Here is a 20,038-nt window from a genome sequence, read left to right on the forward strand (position 1 = left end):
CATCCGGCGCTTTCAAAGCGGGATTTAAGGATTGTTTAAGAACACGCGCATCCTCTTCCAAATTATAACTCGAGGAATTGTTTTTATCACAATTTATAACGAGATCACTCATAAACCACCACATCACCTGCCTTTAAACCGGTCTCAACAACCACTGAATCCGCTTGCGCAGCACCCGTTGTAATCACTCGCTGTTCAATAACGCCTGGCTTAGTTTGCACGCGCACGACACTTTGGCCTTTTTCCCGTTTTATAGCAGCAATAGGGACAAGAAGCTGTTTGCCATTATCTACGCTTAATTCTATGGATGCACTCATACCCACTTTGATCCAATGTTGCTGTTCAGGAGTTAGATTTTTAACCTCAACTGCTGCTGTAAAAAAAGGTAAGCCATTGTTCGTTGATGCTTGTGCATTCACGCTAACCAATTGTCCCTTTAATTGATATTTACCAAATGCGACACCGCTTACAGTAGCATTCATGCCTGTTTGAATCTGGGTGATGTCAATTTCTGGGACATCAATTTCGATACGGATCCCAGATAAATCACCAATTAAGCCAATAACTTGGCCTGACTTTACTGTAGACCCTACAGTCACACGTGCACTTTTATCCTCTCCGGCTTTAGGCGGATACAGCAGTATTCCATCATCTGGTGATTTTAAACGAATCACATTGTGATTTGCTGTCAAAATGTTTTTTATCTTATCGAAATCAGCCAAACTTAAAGCCGATAAATTTTTTGGACTGTTTTCATCAAGTTTTTCCAGCATTTCCGTCAGTTTACGTGTGGATTGCATTAAAGTAACCCGACCGGTGTCCACATTTGATTTTTCACTCATGTAATTATTCTTGGACAATAGACCTGAATCCCATAAATCCTGAGTGCCAACAAATTTAGCCTTTGCTATGGTATAACTGTCTTTGGCTTTTAAGTATTCTGTCAATGTTTCATTAAATTGCCTTTGTAGCTCAGTGGAGTTCAGCGTTAAAATCATATCGCCCTTTTTAACCATCTGCCCATAATGAAAATTCATTGTTTCAACCACTGCTTCAATTGGACTGGCGATTGTATTTTCATGCAAAGGCTGAACGGTTCCAGTAAAATGCAGGGTCTTATGCATAGTCTGTTCTGCGACTTTGTACTGGTGTAAGGCAACCGGTTTTTTCTTTTCATGATGACCACATGAAGATAAAAGAAACCCGCTCAATAATAAAATTAGAAGTTTTGATTTGTTTAAATACCTATTCATCCACCATACCTTAATTTAATTTGCCAATGCTCCAGCGTTGTTCCCAATGTCTTTTGCAGATTTGATATCTGATTGAGATAGGCAATTTTTGCATTGATTAATCCAGATTGCGCTTGAATCAGCTGATTCTGTGTGTTGTTAACATCCAACGCACTCGATATACCTGCTTGTTGTTTTTTCTTCTCCAATGCATAGGATTGTTCCGCCAGTTTCACTTGTTTTAGTGCTAATTGATAACGTTTTGCCAAACTTCTTATGTTGTTAATGGTATTGGTTATATTCGTTATTAAAGCTCGTTTTGTGGCAAGTAAATTTAAGCGGTCTTTTTCCAAGCGGACTTTAGCGTTAATCAATTGACTGCGACGACCGATATCATGGAGGGGCACAGTTAGGGTTAAACGAGCAGCTTCCGTGATATTATTTCCATTGTAAATCCCATTTAAACCGCCATTAACACCAGTCACATCATTCACCACGCCACTTTGCACATTGCCTGACAGATCCAATTGCCATAGCTGCTGATTCTTTGCCACTTTATAAGCACGCTCATCAGCCCGTAATGTCATCTTTTGTGCTAAATAAATTGTATTATGATTTAAAGCCTGATCAATGGACTGCTGTAAATTAGGCACTGTGAGTTTGTCTAAAGCAACATCGCTGGGAACTGATATGTGCATTTCCGGATCAAGACCAATAGTTTGCAAAAGATCCTGCGATGCAGTTTGAAAATCATTTTCGGCTTGTTCCACCATTAAACTTAACGATTCGATTTGATACGATTGCTGAATGTTCCCTGTTGGTTCTAATTGACCCGCCTTTATTTTTTTTTCATTAATTTCATAAGATTTTTTAGCTTCTTTTAACTGCAACCGCTGATTCTGTAAATTATTCCCACTCAAAATGAGCATTCGGTAAGCCATAATGACTTGCGTGACCTGATCGGCAACTGACTGTTGTAAATTTAATTTGTTTAACCACTCATTGTCCTCAGCATCTAAAAGTGCTGCCTCGTTGACTGATTTCCCAAAACCGCGTAATAAAGGCTGGGTTAAGGAAAAATTCAATGTGGGATTATAATTATTATTTTCATTGACGTTATTATCTATTGATAAATTGGCTTCTGTCCCGAGCTTTGTTTTCAAATTAAACTCCGGACTGGCTAACAACGTATGGGTTGTATCGGTACCCACACCATTGAACCTGCTTTTTTGGAGCACTCCAGAAGCACCTAAAGCATATTGCAATTCAAACTGATTGTGGGCCAAACGTAATTGATAGCGTTGAACAATGCGATCCAGTTCGGCATTTTGAATATTGGGGTTGTAACGTAAGGCTAATAAAATCGCTTCTCTTATACTCAACTGATGTACTTTTTTATTACGGGCAGCCGGAGAAGTGGGTAGTTCTATCCAGTTATGCAACATAAATTCAGGATTCTTTATTGCGTTTTGCAGTCTCTCTTCTGCTTGTTTTACTTGTACATCGTCACTAACTGGGATCGACCAGGCATTAAACCCAAACAAGGAACAGAGTAAGAAAGATGTCATTACTCTCCATTGCCTACGTCCCGCCCCCACCGCCATTAAATTAAGGAATTTCCCTTCTCCCCATGGGAAGAAGGTGCCCTTTAGGGCGGATGAGGGTATTGATTGCGGCCAATGAACCCTCACCCCTACCTCTCTCCCACGAATGGGAGAGGGGATTTTTAACTTAACGGCTATGCAGGATGAAGCGATGAAGCACAATTTTTTTAGTAACATCATTTTTTATTCCAGACTGCAAATCGCTGCATATCCTGCAAGCGTAATGCAGTTAATTGGCCACCCCAAAGACATCCGGTATCTATTGCATGAATTTTGGGATTTGGACATTTTCCCATTAAAGCAGCCCAATGTCCGAAAACAATATCGACCTCAATTTCTTTACGATGCGGTACTTCATACCAAGGATAAAGATTTGCGGACGCCTGAGCAATAGTTCCTTTATAACCCAGCTCGAGCCGTCCTTGTGCATCACAAAAACGCATGCGCGTATAATAATTAGTAATTACCCGTAGTCTGTCATTGCCCTCGAGATCATCTGACCAAATATCGGGTTTATTGCCATACATATGCGATAAAAAATCGCGATAATGTTCGCCAGCAAGTACTTCTTCAAGTTCCTTAGCAAACTGCATCGCCTGCTGCAGATCCCACAAAGGACAAATTCCTGCATGACACATGACCACATGAAGCTCTGGGGAATAATACAAAATGGATTGCTTTCTTAACCAATGTCCCAGAGCTTCACCATCAGCAGCACGCATTACTCCCTGCAATGTATCATCATATCCTTTCCATGGTCTATCCCCAAAGAGTGAAGCTAACAGGTGTAGATCATGATTGCCAAGAGTCACCCGAGGTGTAACGGCTAAGGAACTCACGAAACGTAAGACAGCCAAAGATTCTGGACCTCGATTCACCAAATCGCCAACAAACCATAAACGATCTGTTTTGTCGTCAAAATCGATGAGCTCCAATAACCGTTGCAAGGGTTCATAACAACCTTGCACGTCACCAATTGCATAATCAGGCACCGTTTTTAGCTCCTGGCCTAAGCCCATGCCCTTCATTTTCAATGGCTTGCCATTTCCCTGTCGCATCCAATTTTTGCAATGAATTAACCAAACCGGTACTTTGTTGCTGGGTAAACTGGCTGCTAAATTGTGCTTTATGAATCAATTCCGTTGCAGACATAGATTCTACTTTTCCTGTGCTCATTTGCACTACCTTTACTGATTCCGGTAAGGCTAGGGCATACTTAGAAAATACAACTCCAGTTTCCATTTGGTTTTTTGTTTCAAATCGGCTGAGCACGCCACCATCAGCAGCACGATTATGTAAACCTAAGGATAAGAATCCATTTTGTGCCGCTTGCCAATTTTTATATTCAGGATGTTCGCGCACAAATAATTGAAACATTTCCGCACACATTAGCATACCTCCGGGTACCATAAATAATGGTGCTTTATTGATCATAATTCGGCCTTCATCTAAGGCTTTAATCATCCATTGAATAAACTCCATGCCTACTGCCTGTTCTTTTTCTAATAAGGTTTCAGGCTGACCACCAGAAAAAGTACCCGCACGGTAACGACCGCCGCTATGAGCCGCCGTACCTTTCACCATAAATTCAAGTAAATAACGTTGGATAGCAATCGCTTCTGCGCGAATTAAGATGGCACCTAAAGTTCCGGCCGAACGTTCATCCTCATTTAATAAGGCAAGCCATACAGCAAGAACGTCCGGATTAGACGCTAACCAGGCAAATCCACTTGCTGGCATTAGTGTTCTTGCCAACAATAAATTTAGACGACGTCGAAATTCAATTTCGGGTTCTTTTTCAAACTCATAAAAGTAATAAACCCCCGTGCTGCTCATATTCTCAAGTAAAGGATTCCATTCTTTTAAAAATTGACCATTCGCATCATAAAAACTAACACGATAATCAACAAATAACTTGCCTATACCTTGCAGAATAGCTGCGGAAAAAAGTGCATATTGCCAAAGTTTTTGTTCTTCAGATAATAATTCAGGCTGATCTTGTACCATGAACTCCTGAAAAAGACTTAGTGCTGCTTCTGTACGATTCAGCGCATGATCCACCAGCCCACCTTGCTGTGAATAATAACTGTTTGCCGTCTCAGGTAAATTTTGGCAATAGTTAACTAAGTTATTGACTAGAATGCCGCACAAACTGTCGTATCGTGCCGTTTCTAGGCCAGATAACATTCTCATCCTTTTAAGTAATATCTGTCTCTTGTCTTCTGACAAGATAAGATTCGCATTAACAATCCGTGTTAAATCTTTTAAAGATTTACCTTGCGAGGACAAGGAACCTTTACGCTGACGTTGACGGTGAAACAAGGCCATCTCCATAATAATTTAGTAACTCCAATTGAAAAATTATGTCCATGATGATTAATTTTACACTAATTGGAAATAAATTTCGCTAGTTGAACATATTCCGAAATGGAAATTTGTTCTGGTCTTTTACTTCCATCAATACCCAAAGTGCTCAATTGCTCAACCGTTATTATTCCCTTTAAATTGTTATTAAGCGTTTTTCGACGCATAGCAAATGCACTTGCCACCAGTCGCTCCAACTGCGCTACAGAAACTTTCTCAAAGGGAGATCTGCGATGGGGGATAAGACGAACCACCGCAGAATCTACTTTGGGCTGTGGATCAAATGCTTCTGGGGGGACATCAAACAAATGCTCCACGGCACAATGATATTGCAGCATCACCGTTAATCGGCCATAGGCTTTACTACCGGGTTGTGCTGCCATACGCTCTACTACTTCCTTTTGCAACATAAAATGCATGTCTTCTATATCTGATGTAAAACGTAATAAATGGATTAACAAAGGTGTGGAAATATTATAAGGTAAATTACCTACCACACGTAATTGGGGACCAAATTGGCTGTAATCAAGGGTTAATGCATCAGCGGCAACCAAATGCAATTTCCCCTGCGCAATAGGCAACCCAGCCAGATATTTTTGCAAGTCGGTATCGATTTCGACTGCAGTTAAATGATTTAAGCGACGCAACAATGGCTCAGTTAACGCACCCAAGCCCGGGCCAATTTCCAGCATATTATCTTCTGCTTGCGGATTAATTGCTCGTACAATGTCATCAATAATGTGCCGATTCTGTAGAAAATTCTGGCCAAACCGCTTGCGTGGGCTATGCCTCACCTTAGTTCATCCCATAAATAAAAAGCCAATTATAACGTGCATCCTCAATAAAAAGTAGCCTAGGTGTAGTAAAGCAGAATCCTGGTTTTCCATAACGAGTCCACGGTCGACTTTTAAATCCAAGCACGAAATTTATAGCATAAACTTCACAATTTGGTGTAAAATTCGCCCACTATGAACAAGGCTGGGATCATTATGGCGTATAGAAAAATGTTAAAATCCAAAATTCATCGTGCTTGTGTCACTGAAGCCGATTTGGACTATGAAGGAAGCATTACTATTTCTCCGGAGCTTCTTAAGGCAGCGAATATATTACCTTATGAAGCTGTCAATATATGGAACATTACTGCAGGTACTCGATTTGAGACTTATGCGATTACCGGTAAACCTGGCTCTACCGAAATCTGCGTTAATGGAGCAGCAGCACATCTGGTAACTCCTGGAGATTTGATCATTATCGCCTCTTTTACCCAAGTGATAGAAGAAGACTGTGCAAGCCTGGTTCCAACCGTGGTTTTTGTTGATCAGTTTAATCGTTTAAGGGAAATCAGACCCGAAAAAGTTGGTATTAAAAGCAAAGAACTTGCTGAAGCTTAAAAATAAGGGTGAACCCTCATCCGCCCTAACGGGCACCTTCTCCCCGGTGGGGAGAAGGGAAGTTTTCTTGACTAATTAAGAACCAAATCTTCTCTCCGACTGTGGGAGAAGGGAAATCCTTTAACTTAATAGCTGTAAGGGTGGTAGAATAACGCTCTAATTTTTACATAAAAAACTCATGCTAAATCATCTCTTAGAATTACGTCGTCGTGGATTACAGACCCTAATTTGGTTTGGCAGTTTATTTTTTATTTTCTTTTTTTGGGCAAATGATTTATTCCATACCTTAGTTAGTCCGCTACTGCATACACTTTCAGCCCAAGAAGGCTTAATTGCTACTCAAGTAACATCCCCTGTATTTACCCCACTCAAACTCGCTGCAGATGCGGCAATGTTGCTGAGTGCTCCAATTGCTTTATTTCAATTTTGGCGATTTATCAGTCCCGGTCTGTATCAAAGAGAACAAACAACACTTCGTATTGCATTAATCTTCAGTCTCTTACTTTTTCTTGCTGGGGTTTTGTTTTGTTTTTATCTGGTCCTGCCCTTTATGTTTCATTTTTTTGCACACGCTATGCCCAAAGGGGTGCGCTACATGCCTGATATGACCTATGCTTTGGATTTTATCACCAGAATGCTCTTGACCTTTGGATTTTGCTTTCAGGTGCCTTTGATTTGTTTTGTCTTGGTGCGTTTAAAAGTCATTGAGGTAATGACGCTCAAAAAAATCAGACCTTATGTCATTGTTGGCGCTTTTATTGTAGGCATGTTACTTACTCCCCCCGATGTTTTTTCTCAAATCATGCTCGCTGTACCGCTCTGTTTGCTTTATGAAACAGGGATTATTCTTGCAATTTATTTCATTTAACCCATTTTTTGCATTTATTTTAAACAAATTTAGTGATTAATTAATGGCCAGACGAGAATTTTGTTTTATAATGTGCCCCTATTTTAACCATTGGGATGTAAGATAAGATGATAGATAAACTTGAGTTAACCCGTCAATATCAAGAGAAACAAGAGCAAATTAGAGTACAAAGAGAAAAAATTGCTGCGCTGCAAAAAACCAAATTAGAAAAAGAAAAAAAAATAGAAGAGTATAACCAAAAAAATGCAACCATAATTACAACAGATATACCTCATACTCTTAAACAAGCCCAGCTACACGCCGGCCCATCAAAACAATTAGATACTAAAAATAAAGAACTTGTTTTAGCATATATCGCAGCTCAATTTACTATTATAAGTGATGCTGAAAAGCAATATAAGGATGAAGCACATCCCGAGAAAACACAAAAATTATTAGATTTTCTATATAAAGTTCAAGCACATCTTGATCTAGGTTATAAAGCATATGGCAGTAAAGTACTTGCAAAACTGGCAAATGAATCAGGTATCCTCAGCCACCAAGAGCCTGCAAATACAGGTTTTCAGTTGATGCTGGAAATTCTAGAGGAAGACAAATCAAATTATGTTCGCACTTGGGCAAGCACAGATTACGAAAACTTATCAAGAGTCGTCCCCAAAAAAATTGCAGACGCGGAATTCGCTCAAAGAGAAGATCAACGTTGTTTAGAGCCTCTCTCAGACGCCGCAAAAGCATTAGAAGAACTGAAAATCAAATTAAATTCCAATTACGATGAGCGAGATAAACTATCCACAGAAGTTACCCAACTTAGTGCGCAAATCAATGAAATAGATAGGGTTACAATTAAAGGACTTACAGATCAGGCAGCTGATATTAATCAACGAATTAAGGAAACAGAGCAAAGAGAACAACAAGAATTAGAAAGACAGCAACAGTTAAAAAAACGTGAAGAGCTTGCCACTGAATTTAAACAAATGCTTTTCGCTTATCAAAGTGATCGTAATCAGCATTATCATGCTAAGGATTTTTTCGATTCTAGAGATAAAGATAGTCGTGATAAATTCATTGATGATTTCGCTAATGATGAAAAGATGGGACTAAAGGCATATATAGATTCCGGAAACAGTGACATCTTGCTGCAGAAAATTACTACTAAAATGGATGAGTTTCAAGGCGTCAAAATGCAAGCTACTCTTAGTAGGATTGCACTTAAGCTGATGGAGGCAGATGCAAACCCTGAGAACGTAGAAAATCTTCCTGAAAAAGCGAAAGAGGTTCTTTTGGCTTTGCAACGCAAAAAAGGAAAATGTGAAGCATATGCTCTGAAAATGCAAGGCTTATATGAAAAGATTAAAGGGATAGAGATTTATGCAGCAACCTTACCTGAGCCTGAAAAAGGGACAATAAAAAAGCTTACTGAGGATCTTGCAAAAGATGTGGATCAATTTGTTTATCAAAACAAAGCCGAGATTCCAGGAAAAGAGGCGTATCAAAAATTTGAAATGAAAGTTAAAGCAAGATTACACAGTCAAGATGATGTCATGAGCGAACACAAATCTTGGCCTGCGCGTATAGCCAATTTCTTGTTTAGCGTGGTTACACTAGGTAAATTGATTGTTTCAAAAGTTAGGACTGGCAGAGCAACCCCTTTCTTTGATAAAACTGCAGCACAAAAAGAAATCGAAGCTCCTGTTGATGCAGCCTTAGAAGACATCCGCAGCCTATTCGAGAATAACTAAAATAAAGATAGTCTACCCATGTCATGTATCCCCGAGCAAACGGGGATACACCCATACTAATTTAGAAATAAATTCCCATTTTCGTGGGATGTTCCACCATACCAACAATACATTCTTGTGCAGCTAAAATTATTATAATAATAGAAAGAAGTCTTTTATATTTGTATTATTCAGCTTAATTTTTTTATTGCGATAAAATGAACATGTCCGATGAACTAAGACTGGCAGCACACTTACAAGCACAAGAATTATTTCGTCAAAATATTCCTTCTCGTTTTCATGAAATCAATCAACAATATGCTAAATCAGAACCTAAACTGAAAGAAGAGTTAAAAAAAATAGTCCTTAAAAAACTGAATAAAACTAAAAAATTAGCGCTTATTTTAGTCGACATACAAAATGACTTTGTACTTCAAGGTTTTGCCTTATATGCCCCTGGTGGGGAAAACACATTGTTTCGTAATATGGCATTACTTGATGCGCTTGTCGAACTGATTACAAATCACCCCGAGCTTTGTCGTCAAATCGAGATAATTACCACTCAAGATGCACATGTCTTCCAACGCGCTCCGGATAACCTCGATGCACAAATAATGATGCAAAGTTATGGGAAAATACATACGCAAAAATCTCTAAACATCGAACACAATGAATTGCAACAATTTAATCCAGAAAAGGGACAATATGGATTACATTGTCTTAACGGCACCATTGGTGCAGCTATTTCACAACCCATCGAGGAGCGCCTGAAGAGCTTGGAAGAAAAAATCCCAATCTACCGCTTTGCTAAAATCAATTTCTCTGCTCCTGAAGCAGGAATGAAACTTAAAAAGGGAATTGATTTAAGTAATCCCCGCTTTTTCAATGCAGCACATCATATTTATGATGAACCTGCTCTGTCTTTTCTCAATTTTTTCCAAAATCAAGCGTACAGCGAACTGATGATTACTGGAATTTGTGGAAATATATGCGTACAACAAGCAGCGGAAGGTTTAGTAAAGGCAGGAGAAAGAGTATGCGTACTTGATCCCTGTGTCCATTATCTGATTATTCCAGGCATGAATTCATATAATGAAGTATGGACAACAGTTCAGCACGCTTATTCTGCAAAAGGAATAAACTTGATTGAGCTAGACCAATTTCGCTCAAATCCTGAATAAACAAAAACTGATAATAGCCCAGAAAATCAAGCAAATAAGTGATTAATACCTACACGGAAACTTGATATGAACTATGAGGTAGTACTTACTGCATCAACAGTTTCCCATAACCTTCAAGCTTATTTTATTTCTACCGATATATTATTCAAGATGCTCAACAAAGAGGCTCGTATGAATAAAATTGCACGATTCAACATCGGGGATTTAGTGATTCATAGACACAGCCGCTACAGAGCGATTGTAGTGGATGTTGATCCTTTGTTTCAGGCTTCGGGACGTTATAATCCGCAAGCACATAAACGCGAATTTGCGACACGAAATCCTTGGTATCGCTTATTGGTTGATGACAGTAGCCAAATCACTTATGTGGAAGAATGCATGCTGATTGCGGACACAAGCCAAATGCCCATTAACAATCCGAATATCGGATTTTATTTAAAAGAAAATGGGGGACATTATAGTAATGCAAGTCCTTCACATTAGATGCAATTTGTAGTCGGGTGTATTGTAGTTTGGTAGCCTGGGTGCAGCGAAGCGGAACCCGGGATCAATAATGCTGTATTCCCGGGTTCCGCTTCGCTGCACCCAGGCTACGTGTATTACGTATTCCTTAAAATTAAAATTAATAGTGCAATAAAACCAATCAAAATAAGCGCCAAAACACCCATAGTAAAAAAACTTTTATTTAAATTTTCTTTACTAAATTGTTCAGGACTGCCTTTTATCGCGCGGTATAAAATGAAAAGAATCAATCCGGCACCAATAAGACCTAGAATTTGGTACAAAGTCTCCATAAAATACTTCCTTATTTTGCTTCAAAACTAAATGCATCTGAAAATAAATAAGCCGGTGAAACACCACTCTTTACTAATGCATCACGTGTGCTGTACACCATATCAAAAGGACCACTAATCACTATTTGCCATTCGCCGAGATCATGTGGATGCTTGGCAAGTACAAAAGAAGCAAGAGGCACGCTATTATCTTCTGATACCGAAGAAAAATAGTTAAAACGACTCACATGAGCTTGCCAACTCATTACCTTTTCATCCATGTATAAATCATTCTGCAAGCGCGCACCCCAAAATAATTCAAAAGGACGAGTATCTGATGTCGATAATAAGTGCTCAATCATAGCTTTTACTGGCGCAAACCCCGTTCCACCAGCGATAAACAATATAGGACGTTGAGGATGCAAATGCTCAATGGAGCACGTACCAAAAGGCACACGAATACGCACCGCCCCATACTCTTTAATATGAGCAAATAATCGCTGATTGTAGGGGTTATCTAAACTATGGCGTATATGAAGTTCATATTTATGTGATCCTAAGGGCGCATTAGCAATAGAATAGCTAAAAGCTTCTTCATTAAAAAGAATTTGTAAGTATTGTCCTGCTTGATAATCAACGTACTTCTCTGGTGTTAAAACCAAACGCATAATGGTGTCTGTCAACGGTGAAATATCTTCTACAAGTGCTTTGATTGTTTTTTCCTTCATTCATCTAACCCCAAAGAAGACCAATAACCATTGACCTTTTTTAAGATCTCTTCATCCATCACAATAGGCTCACCCCATTCTCTTTGTGTCTCTCCCGGCCATTTACTTGTTGCATCCATTCCTATTTTTGAGCCTAAACCCGAAACGGGTGAAGCAAAATCCAGATAATCAATTGGGGTATTTTCCATCATTACTGTATCTCGTGCAGGATCCATGCGTGTCGTCATTGCCCAAATCACATCCTGCCAATTGCGTGCATCAATGTCATCATCACAAACAATGACAAATTTGGTGTACATGAACTGTCTTAGAAATGACCACACTGCCATCATAATTCGTTTTGCATGTCCAGGATACTGCTTCTTCATTGTAACTACTGCTAAACGATAAGAGCATCCTTCCGGTGGTAAATAGAAATCAACAATCTCTGGAAACTGTTTCTGCAACAAAGGAATAAACACTTCATTTAATGCAACACCTAGAATAGCGGGCTCATCAGGTGGTCGACCCGTATAGGTGCTGTGATAAATGGGATCATCTCGGTGCGTCATGCGTTCTACAGTAAACACAGGGAAAGATTGTACTTCATTGTAATAACCGGTGTGATCTCCATAAGGTCCTTCAGGAGCCTCAACTCCAGGTTCTAAATAACCTTCCAAAATAATTTCTGCACTCGCCGGGACATGCAACTCATTTCCAATGCACTTTGTTAAACGGGTGCGTTGACCGCGCAATAATCCAGCAAAAGCATATTCAGACAAAGTATCGGGAACTGGTGTTACGGCCGCAAGTATTGTTGCAGGGTCGGCTCCAAGCGTCACAGCAATAGGAAAACGCTCGCCTGGATAGGCTTTTTGCCAAGCTTGATAATCCAACGCACCTCCGCGATGGGATAACCAACGCATAATCAATTGATTTTTGCTCAACAATTGCTGTCGGTATATTCCCATATTTTCACGGGTTTGATGAGGCCCTTTGGTAGTTACGAGCCCCCAGGTTATTAATGGAGCAGCATCTTTAGGCCAGCAGGTTTGAATGGGTAACAAAGTCAGATCGACCTCATCTTTTTCCCAAACCTGATTTTGACATTCTGCACCACTGACATATTTTGGTGCCATGTTTAATGCTTGCTTTAACAAAGGGAGCTTATTAAAAGCATCCTTAAATCCTTTGGGAGGATCAGGTTCCTTTAAAGCAGCCAATAATTTGCCGACTTCCCGCAATGCGCTAATGCTGTCTTCACCCATTCCCATGGCTACACGTTCAACGGTACCAAATAAATTGGTTAAAACAGGCATGCGGTGGTTTGGAGTATTGGTAAAAAGAAGCGCTGGGCCACCGGAACGCAATACGCGATCACTTACTGCCGTCATTTCAAGATAGGGTGATACAGGATAGGTGATGCGTTTCAATAAATCACGTGATTCGAGTTGTGCAATAAAATCTCTTAAATCAGAGTATTTCATTAATAAAATCCCCTAGAGTAGCCTGGGTGAAACGAAGTGAAACCCGGGGTTCGGCCCTTTGGGCCTTCACCCAGGCTACATTTTATACAGGTATTACTCTTGACGTTTCATTGCATCAAAGAATTCAGCATTGGTTTTATGATTCTTCATGCGTTCAAGTAAGAACTCAATTGCATCACATTCATCCATAGATTGCAGGATTTTGCGCAATATCCAAGTACGTTGTAGATCTTCTGGACTTAATAACAAATCTTCACGACGTGTACCTGAACGGTTGATATTAATTGCAGGGAAAACGCGACGCTCAGAAATATTACGACTCAAATGGATTTCCATATTACCGGTTCCTTTGAATTCTTCGTAAATCACTTCATCCATTTTAGAACCTGTGTCTACCAGTGCCGTAGCAATAATAGTTAAACTACCACCTTCTTCTATATTACGTGCAGCCCCATATAAACGCTTAGGTCTTTGCAACGCATTGGCATCAACCCCCCCAGTCAGTACTTTACCAGATGAAGGAATCACGGTGTTATAAGCTCGAGCCAGGCGAGTAATTGAGTCAAGCAAAATCACCACATCACGCTTGTGTTCAACCAAGCGTTTGGCTTTTTCAATAACCATTTCGGCAACTTGAACATGGCGGTTAGCAGGTTCATCAAAGGTACTGGCAACCACTTCACCTTTTACAGAGCGTTGCATTTCAGTTACTTCTTCAGGACGCTCATCGATTAATAGGACAATGAGGTAACATTCAGGATAATTTTTTTCTATAGAACGTGCGATGTTTTGCAGCATTAATGTTTTACCTGCTTTAGGTGGAGAAACAATCAAACCGCGTTGTCCTCGACCAAAAGGAGCACATAAATCAACAACTCGAGCCGTCAAATCTTCCGTACTGCCATTTCCTTGCTCCATAACCAAACGCTCTGTAGCGAATAAAGGAGTAAGGTTTTCAAATAAAATTTTTCGTTTGGCACTATCAGGTGAATCATAATTGATTTCATCAACTTTCAACAAAGCAAAATAACGTTCGCTGTCTTTGGGAGGACGAATTTTACCTGAAATCGTATCGCCAGAACGCAAACCAAAACGTCTGATTTGGCTGGGTGATACATAAATATCATCAGGGCCTGCCAAATAAGAGCCATCGGCAGAACGCAAGAAACCAAAACCATCAGTCAGGACTTCTAAAACCCCATCACCGTGGATGTCTTCACCTTTTAAGGCGTGCGCCTTAAGAATGGCAAAAATAATTTCTTGTTTGCGCATACGGGAAGGATTTTCGACACCAATCTCTTGTGCGATATTAAAGAGATCGGCAATAGGCAATTGCTTAAGTTCACTAAGATTCATACTTCTCACTTGATTGGTTGATTAATTTCGAATTGGGTATCCGGGAAAAATATTATTCAAGAATAGCAGCTAAGGATTCTGCTGCCTATGTGATATATTTATATTATATCACATATTGCAACAGGCTATCACAGCTTTACTAAAAGATACAACATTTTTTATTTAGAAAAATAAAAAATTAAACGTGGCTCTCAACAAAAGCACTTAATTGAGATTTTGAAAGCAAACCCATTTTAACTGCTTCTACCTGACCATTTTTAAATAAAATCAATGTAGGAATACTCATCACACCAAACTTTGCAGGAGTTTGTGGATGCTCATCAATATTAATTTTGGCAAAAGTTACTTGCTCACCATGAGTAGCAGCTACTTCTTCCAATATAGGTGTCAATGCACGACATGGACCACACCACTCAGCCCAAAAATCAACTAGAACAGGTTTATTTGCCTGGATTACATCCTGTTCAAAACTTGCATCGGATATCGTTTTAATAAGATCACTCATGAGTTAACCTCTGTTGTTTAAAATTAGTTAGTCGCCAAACTCAGTATCAAGGAATAGATGTATTTGGCATAGCATGAATGAAAAATCTTCGGAAATTATCTACTTCATCTTATAAAGGCTTTTCAAAAAGACTTTTCATTCGACCTGTACTCAAAATCCATTATGCTTCTAGATTTTCGCATTGAGAGAGACTGACTACAAGTACTATTATAGATCACCACCCACCGCTTGCAACACACTTAATGCAGTAATCGCAGCAGTTTCTGTGCGTAAAATCCTTGGCCCCATGGATAAAGGTTGAAACCCATGCTGACACGCCAATCGCACCTCAGGATCACTTAATCCTCCTTCGGGGCCAATAAGCAAAGCAATTGCAGAAGATCCAATCACATAATCGCGCCAACTCTTACTCTCACCAGGATGCAGGATCAATTTCAATCCAGCTTGAGACTCACGGATATAATCCTCAAAAGCAACAGGAGGATTTACTGGAGGAATTTGATTACGTCCTGATTGTTCACACGCTGCGATGACAATCGCCTGCCATTGATGAAGCTTTTTTGTCATTCGTTCCTTATCTAATTTGACAACGCAGCGCTCTGTAATAATAGGAGTGATACTGGCCACACCGAGTTCAACTGCTTTTTGCATGACAAATTCCATGCGCTCACCCTTGGAAACAGCTTGCGCCAAATGGATGGTCAATGGTGACTCACGACTTACCTTAGTTATCGAGCCGATAACAACAGAAACCTGCTTTTTTTTCACAGTGTCTATAGTTGCATCGAACTCGCGATCATCACCAGAAAATAAAGTGAGCTTCTCACCTACTTGCATACGCAAAACGACTCCAACATGCTGGCTGGCTTCGGGAGATAATTCTAAAAGTTGACCTGTATGGTAGTTTCCAGATTGATAAATACGTACTGCTCTCATGTGCTTACTGGTCTCTTACGGAGTAAAAGTAGCCTGGGTGCAGCGAAGCGGAACCCGGGATAGCATATTTTTCCATTCCCGGGTTCCGCTTCGCTGCACCCAGGCTACGTATATATTAATTGGCAACACTATAACAAAAATTACTTATTTTTGCCCTATGTGATAGAATTTTTTATTTTCACTAGGGTGTCTGTTGTCAACAGACCCTAAACGCAGTAAGGAAATTAAAAACCATGAGCAAAACACGCATAGAATCTGATAGCATGGGTGAAATCGCTGTCCCTGCCGACAAATATTGGGGCGCACAGACTGAACGATCATTACATCACTTTAATATAGGCAAAGACATTATGCCACGTGAAGTAACTCACGCCTTTGGTATCCTGAAAAAAGCAGCCGCATTGACCAATCTGGACTTGGGTAAGCTACCTAAAGATAAAGCGGATTTAATTGTTCAAGCTGCGGATGAAGTCAGCAAAGGGATGTTAGACGAGCATTTTCCTTTACATGTGTGGCAAACAGGAAGTGGTACTCAATCTAATATGAATGCCAATGAAGTTATTTCAAATCGCGCCATTGAGTTGGCTGGCGGAACCATGGGAAGTAAATCGCCTATCCACCCTAATGATCATGTGAATATGTCCCAATCTTCAAATGATACATTCCCAACAGCAATGCATATTGCTGCAGCGATTGCTTTTAATAAAAAATTAATCCCTGCAGTAAGAAATTTACGTGATGCCTTGGCTGTTAAAATGGCAGCATTCAAAGATATAGTCAAAATAGGCCGAACCCATTTACAAGATGCGGTGCCAATTACCTTAGGCCAGGAATTTTCTGGTTATGTTGCTCAGCTGGATGCCTGCCTCCAACGACTTGAAAATGTATTACCTGAGCTTTATGAATTAGCTGCAGGAGGCACTGCTGTAGGAACTGGTTTAAATACTCATCCGCAGTTTGCAACGAAAGTGGCCAAACACATTGCCCAAATTACCCAATTACCTTTTGTTACCGCAAATAATAAATTTGCTGCTCTGGCATCACACGAAGCGTTAGTTAATGCCCACAGTGCAATGAAAACATTGGCTTGTGCTTTAATGAAAATTGCAAATGATATTCGCTGGTTAGCTTCTGGCCCACGTTGCGGTATTGGTGAGTTAATTATCCCAGAAAATGAACCTGGATCTTCAATTATGCCTGGAAAAGTCAATCCCACTCAATGCGAAGCCATGACTATGGTTTGCGCGCAAGTACTCGGAAATGACTCAACTGTTGGTATCGCTGATAGTCAAGGCAACTTTGAATTGAATGTGTTTAAACCGGTAATCATCTTTAACGTACTTCATTCCCTCAATTTGTTGGCCGATACATGTCATTCATTCCAAGAGTTTTGTGCTGAAGGAATCGAAGCCAATCATAAAGTTATTGACTATTACTTACATCATTCTTTAATGCTCGTCACTGCACTCAACCAGCATATTGGCTATGACAAAGCAGCCAAAATTGCTAAAACTGCGCACCATGACGACTCCTCTTTGCAAGAAGCAGCAGTTAAACTTGGAATTTTAACAGCGGAACGCTTTGCGGAATTAGTAAAACCCGAAGAGATGATTGCTCCGCAATAATTCATTAGGGTCTGCTACGCCGGCTCAATTTAACGAATTGTTAGTAGACCCTAGAAAAATCTCTTGAAAATCGATGCCGATCTGTTGCATAGTTTGCCCCCCTGTTAATTTGAGGGTGTATTCTTTTAAAAAGAGAGAACATGCCGTAAACCAATTTAACTGATCCGAAGTAAAAATGGACTTTACTTCTAAGAGTAATGTAGGGACAGGAATTAATAAAAAACTTATAGGAAAATAAGGTTCAAGTATGAAACAAAAAACTTCAACTCATTTGGCTCATAAAGCAATAAATCGAGATCACAAAAATGCAAGAACATCTCATCAGGCAATCGAAAAAGCTGGTAAGAAAAAAATGAGCTTCTTTGGAAATCGTGCTTCCAGACAATCAGTAAGAGATGAAATGATTCAAGATGGACTGGATTTAATGCAATTAGAGACAGAAATGGATGAAGCGCGTAGGGAAAAAGAGGATGAAATAAACAACAGTATCCTTTTTAGTAGTCTGACAATGTAAGAGTTGGGCCATCAGGTCCAACTTATTCTAGGCACTCTTAAAATCGATATTTAAAACCTACTAATGTATCATAAAAATTATTTACTTCACCTGTAGGGAATTCCCAGCGTTGGTATCCAATTTGTAAATCAATAACGAAGCGGTGTGCTAATATTGGAAATTCATACAACAGATTGGCAAAATCATTCTTAATAATAATAAAATCAACTGTCGTCAAATTGGCCAAATCAGGACTATGGCCTATACCAACAGTCAAAGAAAGTGAATGATCCTCAGTAGTGAAAAAACGTTTGATAACCCCCGTCATTAACAATGATTTAACATTGGTCTGTGGCACAAAATAGTAGGGGGTAACACTCAATAAATAATTACCTACTGCATAATTTAGGCCGGCAATATAGGTCATAAAAAAAGTAGGCGCGATGTTAGAGTAGATTGCTCCACCCGTAAACTGGAGGGTATCCGTCAAATTAATGTTTGCCTGTCCTCCATAGGAATAATCAGAAAATAAATTGGGTTGATTCGCGTAGGTACCAATCAAGTTAAATGAAACATCTCGATTAAGTACCGGTGAAAAATCCAATTCATATTGGGGTGCGGTAAATCCTTGTCTCGCGGCAAAATTAATACGGCCACCAAATCGACCGTAGCTCGTATCTCGAGTGTAATAAAGTGAAGAATAATCCCAAATCTGATGAAAACCTGTCACATAGGAGTTATCTGTGGTAAAGCCGATTTCATTCACACCATATACATAGCGAGGAATAATTTGGTTTACATCGGATAAATATTGCTTCCCATATGCATTATTCGGATCCAAGGTGAGTATTTTTTTGTTAGTTGCAATCGCTGGAGCGTAGGCTGTAAGGTAAGTCTGGACATCACTTAACTTCATCAACAATAAAACACTGTTTGGATTTAGTCGTAATCCTTCTTTTATTACTCTAAGAGCCGTTAAATCCCGCCTCTTTGATAAGTAATAATTCGCCAAAAGAAGACGAGCATCTTCATCATTAGGATTTTTTTTCAGGCGCTCTTTATATATTTTTTTAGCTTCTTCACTGTCCTCTTGCACTTGGTTTGTTGTTTGAGCTAGTGCTTTCTTTAAACGAAGATCTTTGGGGTTAGTGGTGGTGCTTTTGTTTATTACGGAAGGAGTTAGAATTCCAGTCGGATTCACAGCAAAAATTTTATTGGACAATAAAAAAGAGCCTAAGCATAAAACAATCCCTGTGATTCTATATACCATTTTCATAAATTAAAGATCATTCCGTTGAAAGAAACAAAACTAGAAGTAAACTAACATCTACATAGAGGTTATTGCAAGTTTTTTAAGGAATTAAGCTAATGCTTCGACGCGGTAGCCCGGGTTAGGCACAAGCCATACCCCGGGGACAATTATCATTATTGAATTACGGGGATTTGAGGCGCAGCGTTGCGCTTAGGTCCTGGAGTTGCTTTTTGAGTGGGATCTTTTGAGGCATAAGTCTTTTGCGCTTTGGGTTGTTTTCCTGTTTGTTGCGCATTCTTAGCATTCATTTTTTCATAGTATTGCGCATTGGTCTGTTCAGAACGTTGCATATCCATGCACGCACATAGGCCTAAAGACAAAGCAATACCAAAACACCACTTCAGTGATTTTAAATTTATCATATTTAGCTCCCTGCTTTCTGTTATTCGAAAATTAAATATAAACAGGACTTACGAAAAACTCATTAAAACAGAAGGATTTTTTAGTTCATTGATAAGATAATTTTTTAAGAGGTTTTTTTTTATT

Annotated in this window: 20 protein-coding genes; 7 read left to right on the forward strand and 13 right to left on the reverse strand. The window is 39.6% G+C overall.

Going from position 1 to position 20,038, the window contains the following annotated elements:
• Positions 1-104: 104 nt before the first annotated feature.
• From Lstg_RS12560 to rsmA, 5 genes are all read right to left on the reverse strand, one after another.
• Complete coding sequence (locus Lstg_RS12560) at positions 105-1,253, reverse strand: efflux RND transporter periplasmic adaptor subunit (protein ID WP_058478034.1); 1,149 nt, start codon at positions 1,251-1,253, stop codon at positions 105-107.
• Positions 1,250-2,800, reverse strand: a complete 1,551-nt coding sequence (locus tag Lstg_RS12565) for a TolC family protein (RefSeq protein WP_115324518.1) — start codon at positions 2,798-2,800, stop codon at positions 1,250-1,252. Before Lstg_RS12565 ends, Lstg_RS12560 begins: the two co-directional genes overlap by 4 nt.
• A gap of 212 nt (positions 2,801-3,012) precedes the next feature.
• Positions 3,013-3,828, reverse strand: coding sequence for a symmetrical bis(5'-nucleosyl)-tetraphosphatase (locus Lstg_RS12570; RefSeq protein WP_058478035.1), 816 nt, complete (start codon positions 3,826-3,828; stop codon positions 3,013-3,015).
• Positions 3,821-5,170 carry a conjugal transfer nickase/helicase domain-containing protein gene (locus Lstg_RS12575; protein WP_058478036.1) on the reverse strand — a complete coding sequence of 450 codons (1,350 nt, stop codon included), beginning with the start codon at positions 5,168-5,170 and terminating at the stop codon, positions 3,821-3,823. The genes Lstg_RS12570 and Lstg_RS12575 overlap by 8 nt, the downstream gene beginning before the upstream one ends.
• 53 nt (positions 5,171-5,223) lie before the next feature.
• Entirely contained in the window at positions 5,224-5,994 is a 771-nt protein-coding gene (rsmA, locus tag Lstg_RS12580) for a 16S rRNA (adenine(1518)-N(6)/adenine(1519)-N(6))-dimethyltransferase RsmA (RefSeq protein WP_058478037.1), read from the reverse strand.
• Positions 5,995-6,189: 195 nt separating this feature from the next.
• On the opposite strand from rsmA, the gene panD reads away from it, so the two are divergent.
• From panD to hspQ, 5 genes are all read left to right on the forward strand, one after another.
• Positions 6,190-6,591, forward strand: coding sequence for an aspartate 1-decarboxylase (panD, locus tag Lstg_RS12585; protein WP_058478038.1), 402 nt, complete (start codon positions 6,190-6,192; stop codon positions 6,589-6,591).
• 178 nt (positions 6,592-6,769) lie between these two features.
• Positions 6,770-7,459, forward strand: a complete 690-nt coding sequence (gene tatC / locus Lstg_RS12590; protein WP_058478039.1) for a twin-arginine translocase subunit TatC — start codon at positions 6,770-6,772, stop codon at positions 7,457-7,459.
• A 107-nt stretch (positions 7,460-7,566) separates the two neighbouring features.
• Positions 7,567-9,198, forward strand: coding sequence for a hypothetical protein (locus tag Lstg_RS12595; protein ID WP_058478040.1), 1,632 nt, complete (start codon positions 7,567-7,569; stop codon positions 9,196-9,198).
• Between the two features lie 197 nt (positions 9,199-9,395).
• A complete protein-coding gene (locus tag Lstg_RS12600; protein ID WP_058478041.1) occupies positions 9,396-10,358 on the forward strand; it encodes a cysteine hydrolase family protein in 963 nt (320 codons plus the stop codon).
• A 171-nt stretch (positions 10,359-10,529) separates the two neighbouring features.
• Positions 10,530-10,841, forward strand: coding sequence for a heat shock protein HspQ (gene hspQ, locus Lstg_RS12605; protein ID WP_058478052.1), 312 nt, complete (start codon positions 10,530-10,532; stop codon positions 10,839-10,841).
• Between the two features lie 116 nt (positions 10,842-10,957).
• Here the strand turns inward: hspQ and Lstg_RS12610 are convergent, their stop codons facing one another.
• From Lstg_RS12610 to Lstg_RS12635, 6 genes are all read right to left on the reverse strand, one after another.
• The gene (locus Lstg_RS12610; RefSeq protein WP_058478042.1) at positions 10,958-11,152 is read right to left on the reverse strand and encodes a hypothetical protein; all 195 of its coding nucleotides are present in this window, start codon (positions 11,150-11,152) and stop codon (positions 10,958-10,960) included.
• An 11-nt stretch (positions 11,153-11,163) separates the two neighbouring features.
• Positions 11,164-11,859 carry an NAD(P)H-flavin reductase gene (locus Lstg_RS12615; RefSeq protein ID WP_058478043.1) on the reverse strand — a complete coding sequence of 232 codons (696 nt, stop codon included), beginning with the start codon at positions 11,857-11,859 and terminating at the stop codon, positions 11,164-11,166.
• Positions 11,856-13,325 (reverse strand): 4-hydroxy-3-polyprenylbenzoate decarboxylase, encoded by a 1,470-nt coding sequence (ubiD, locus tag Lstg_RS12620; RefSeq protein ID WP_058478044.1) that lies wholly within the window; start codon positions 13,323-13,325, stop codon positions 11,856-11,858. The genes Lstg_RS12615 and ubiD overlap by 4 nt, the downstream gene beginning before the upstream one ends.
• A gap of 93 nt (positions 13,326-13,418) precedes the next feature.
• Entirely contained in the window at positions 13,419-14,681 is a 1,263-nt protein-coding gene (gene rho, locus Lstg_RS12625) for a transcription termination factor Rho (RefSeq protein WP_019232746.1), read from the reverse strand.
• A 178-nt stretch (positions 14,682-14,859) separates the two neighbouring features.
• Positions 14,860-15,186: a thioredoxin gene (gene trxA, locus Lstg_RS12630; protein ID WP_058478045.1), complete on the reverse strand. Its 327-nt coding sequence runs from the start codon at positions 15,184-15,186 to the stop codon at positions 14,860-14,862.
• A 207-nt stretch (positions 15,187-15,393) separates the two neighbouring features.
• A complete protein-coding gene (locus tag Lstg_RS12635; protein WP_058478046.1) occupies positions 15,394-16,122 on the reverse strand; it encodes a 16S rRNA (uracil(1498)-N(3))-methyltransferase in 729 nt (242 codons plus the stop codon).
• A gap of 233 nt (positions 16,123-16,355) precedes the next feature.
• On the opposite strand from Lstg_RS12635, the gene fumC reads away from it, so the two are divergent.
• Together fumC and Lstg_RS12645 are read left to right on the forward strand one after the other, a co-directional pair.
• Positions 16,356-17,747, forward strand: a complete 1,392-nt coding sequence (gene fumC, locus Lstg_RS12640; RefSeq protein WP_058478047.1) for a class II fumarate hydratase — start codon at positions 16,356-16,358, stop codon at positions 17,745-17,747.
• Positions 17,748-17,994: 247 nt separating this feature from the next.
• Positions 17,995-18,261 (forward strand): hypothetical protein, encoded by a 267-nt coding sequence (locus Lstg_RS12645; RefSeq protein WP_065235615.1) that lies wholly within the window; start codon positions 17,995-17,997, stop codon positions 18,259-18,261.
• 37 nt (positions 18,262-18,298) lie between these two features.
• Here the strand turns inward: Lstg_RS12645 and Lstg_RS12650 are convergent, their stop codons facing one another.
• Complete coding sequence (locus tag Lstg_RS12650; RefSeq protein WP_058478048.1) at positions 18,299-19,516, reverse strand: YaiO family outer membrane beta-barrel protein; 1,218 nt, start codon at positions 19,514-19,516, stop codon at positions 18,299-18,301.
• Positions 19,517-19,665: 149 nt separating this feature from the next.
• Complete coding sequence (locus tag Lstg_RS12655) at positions 19,666-19,914, reverse strand: hypothetical protein (RefSeq protein ID WP_058478049.1); 249 nt, start codon at positions 19,912-19,914, stop codon at positions 19,666-19,668.
• Positions 19,915-20,038 lie beyond the last annotated feature (124 nt).

It is taken from the genome of Legionella steigerwaltii (genome assembly GCF_001468065.1).
Classification (GTDB): Bacteria; Pseudomonadota; Gammaproteobacteria; order Legionellales; family Legionellaceae; genus Legionella; species Legionella steigerwaltii.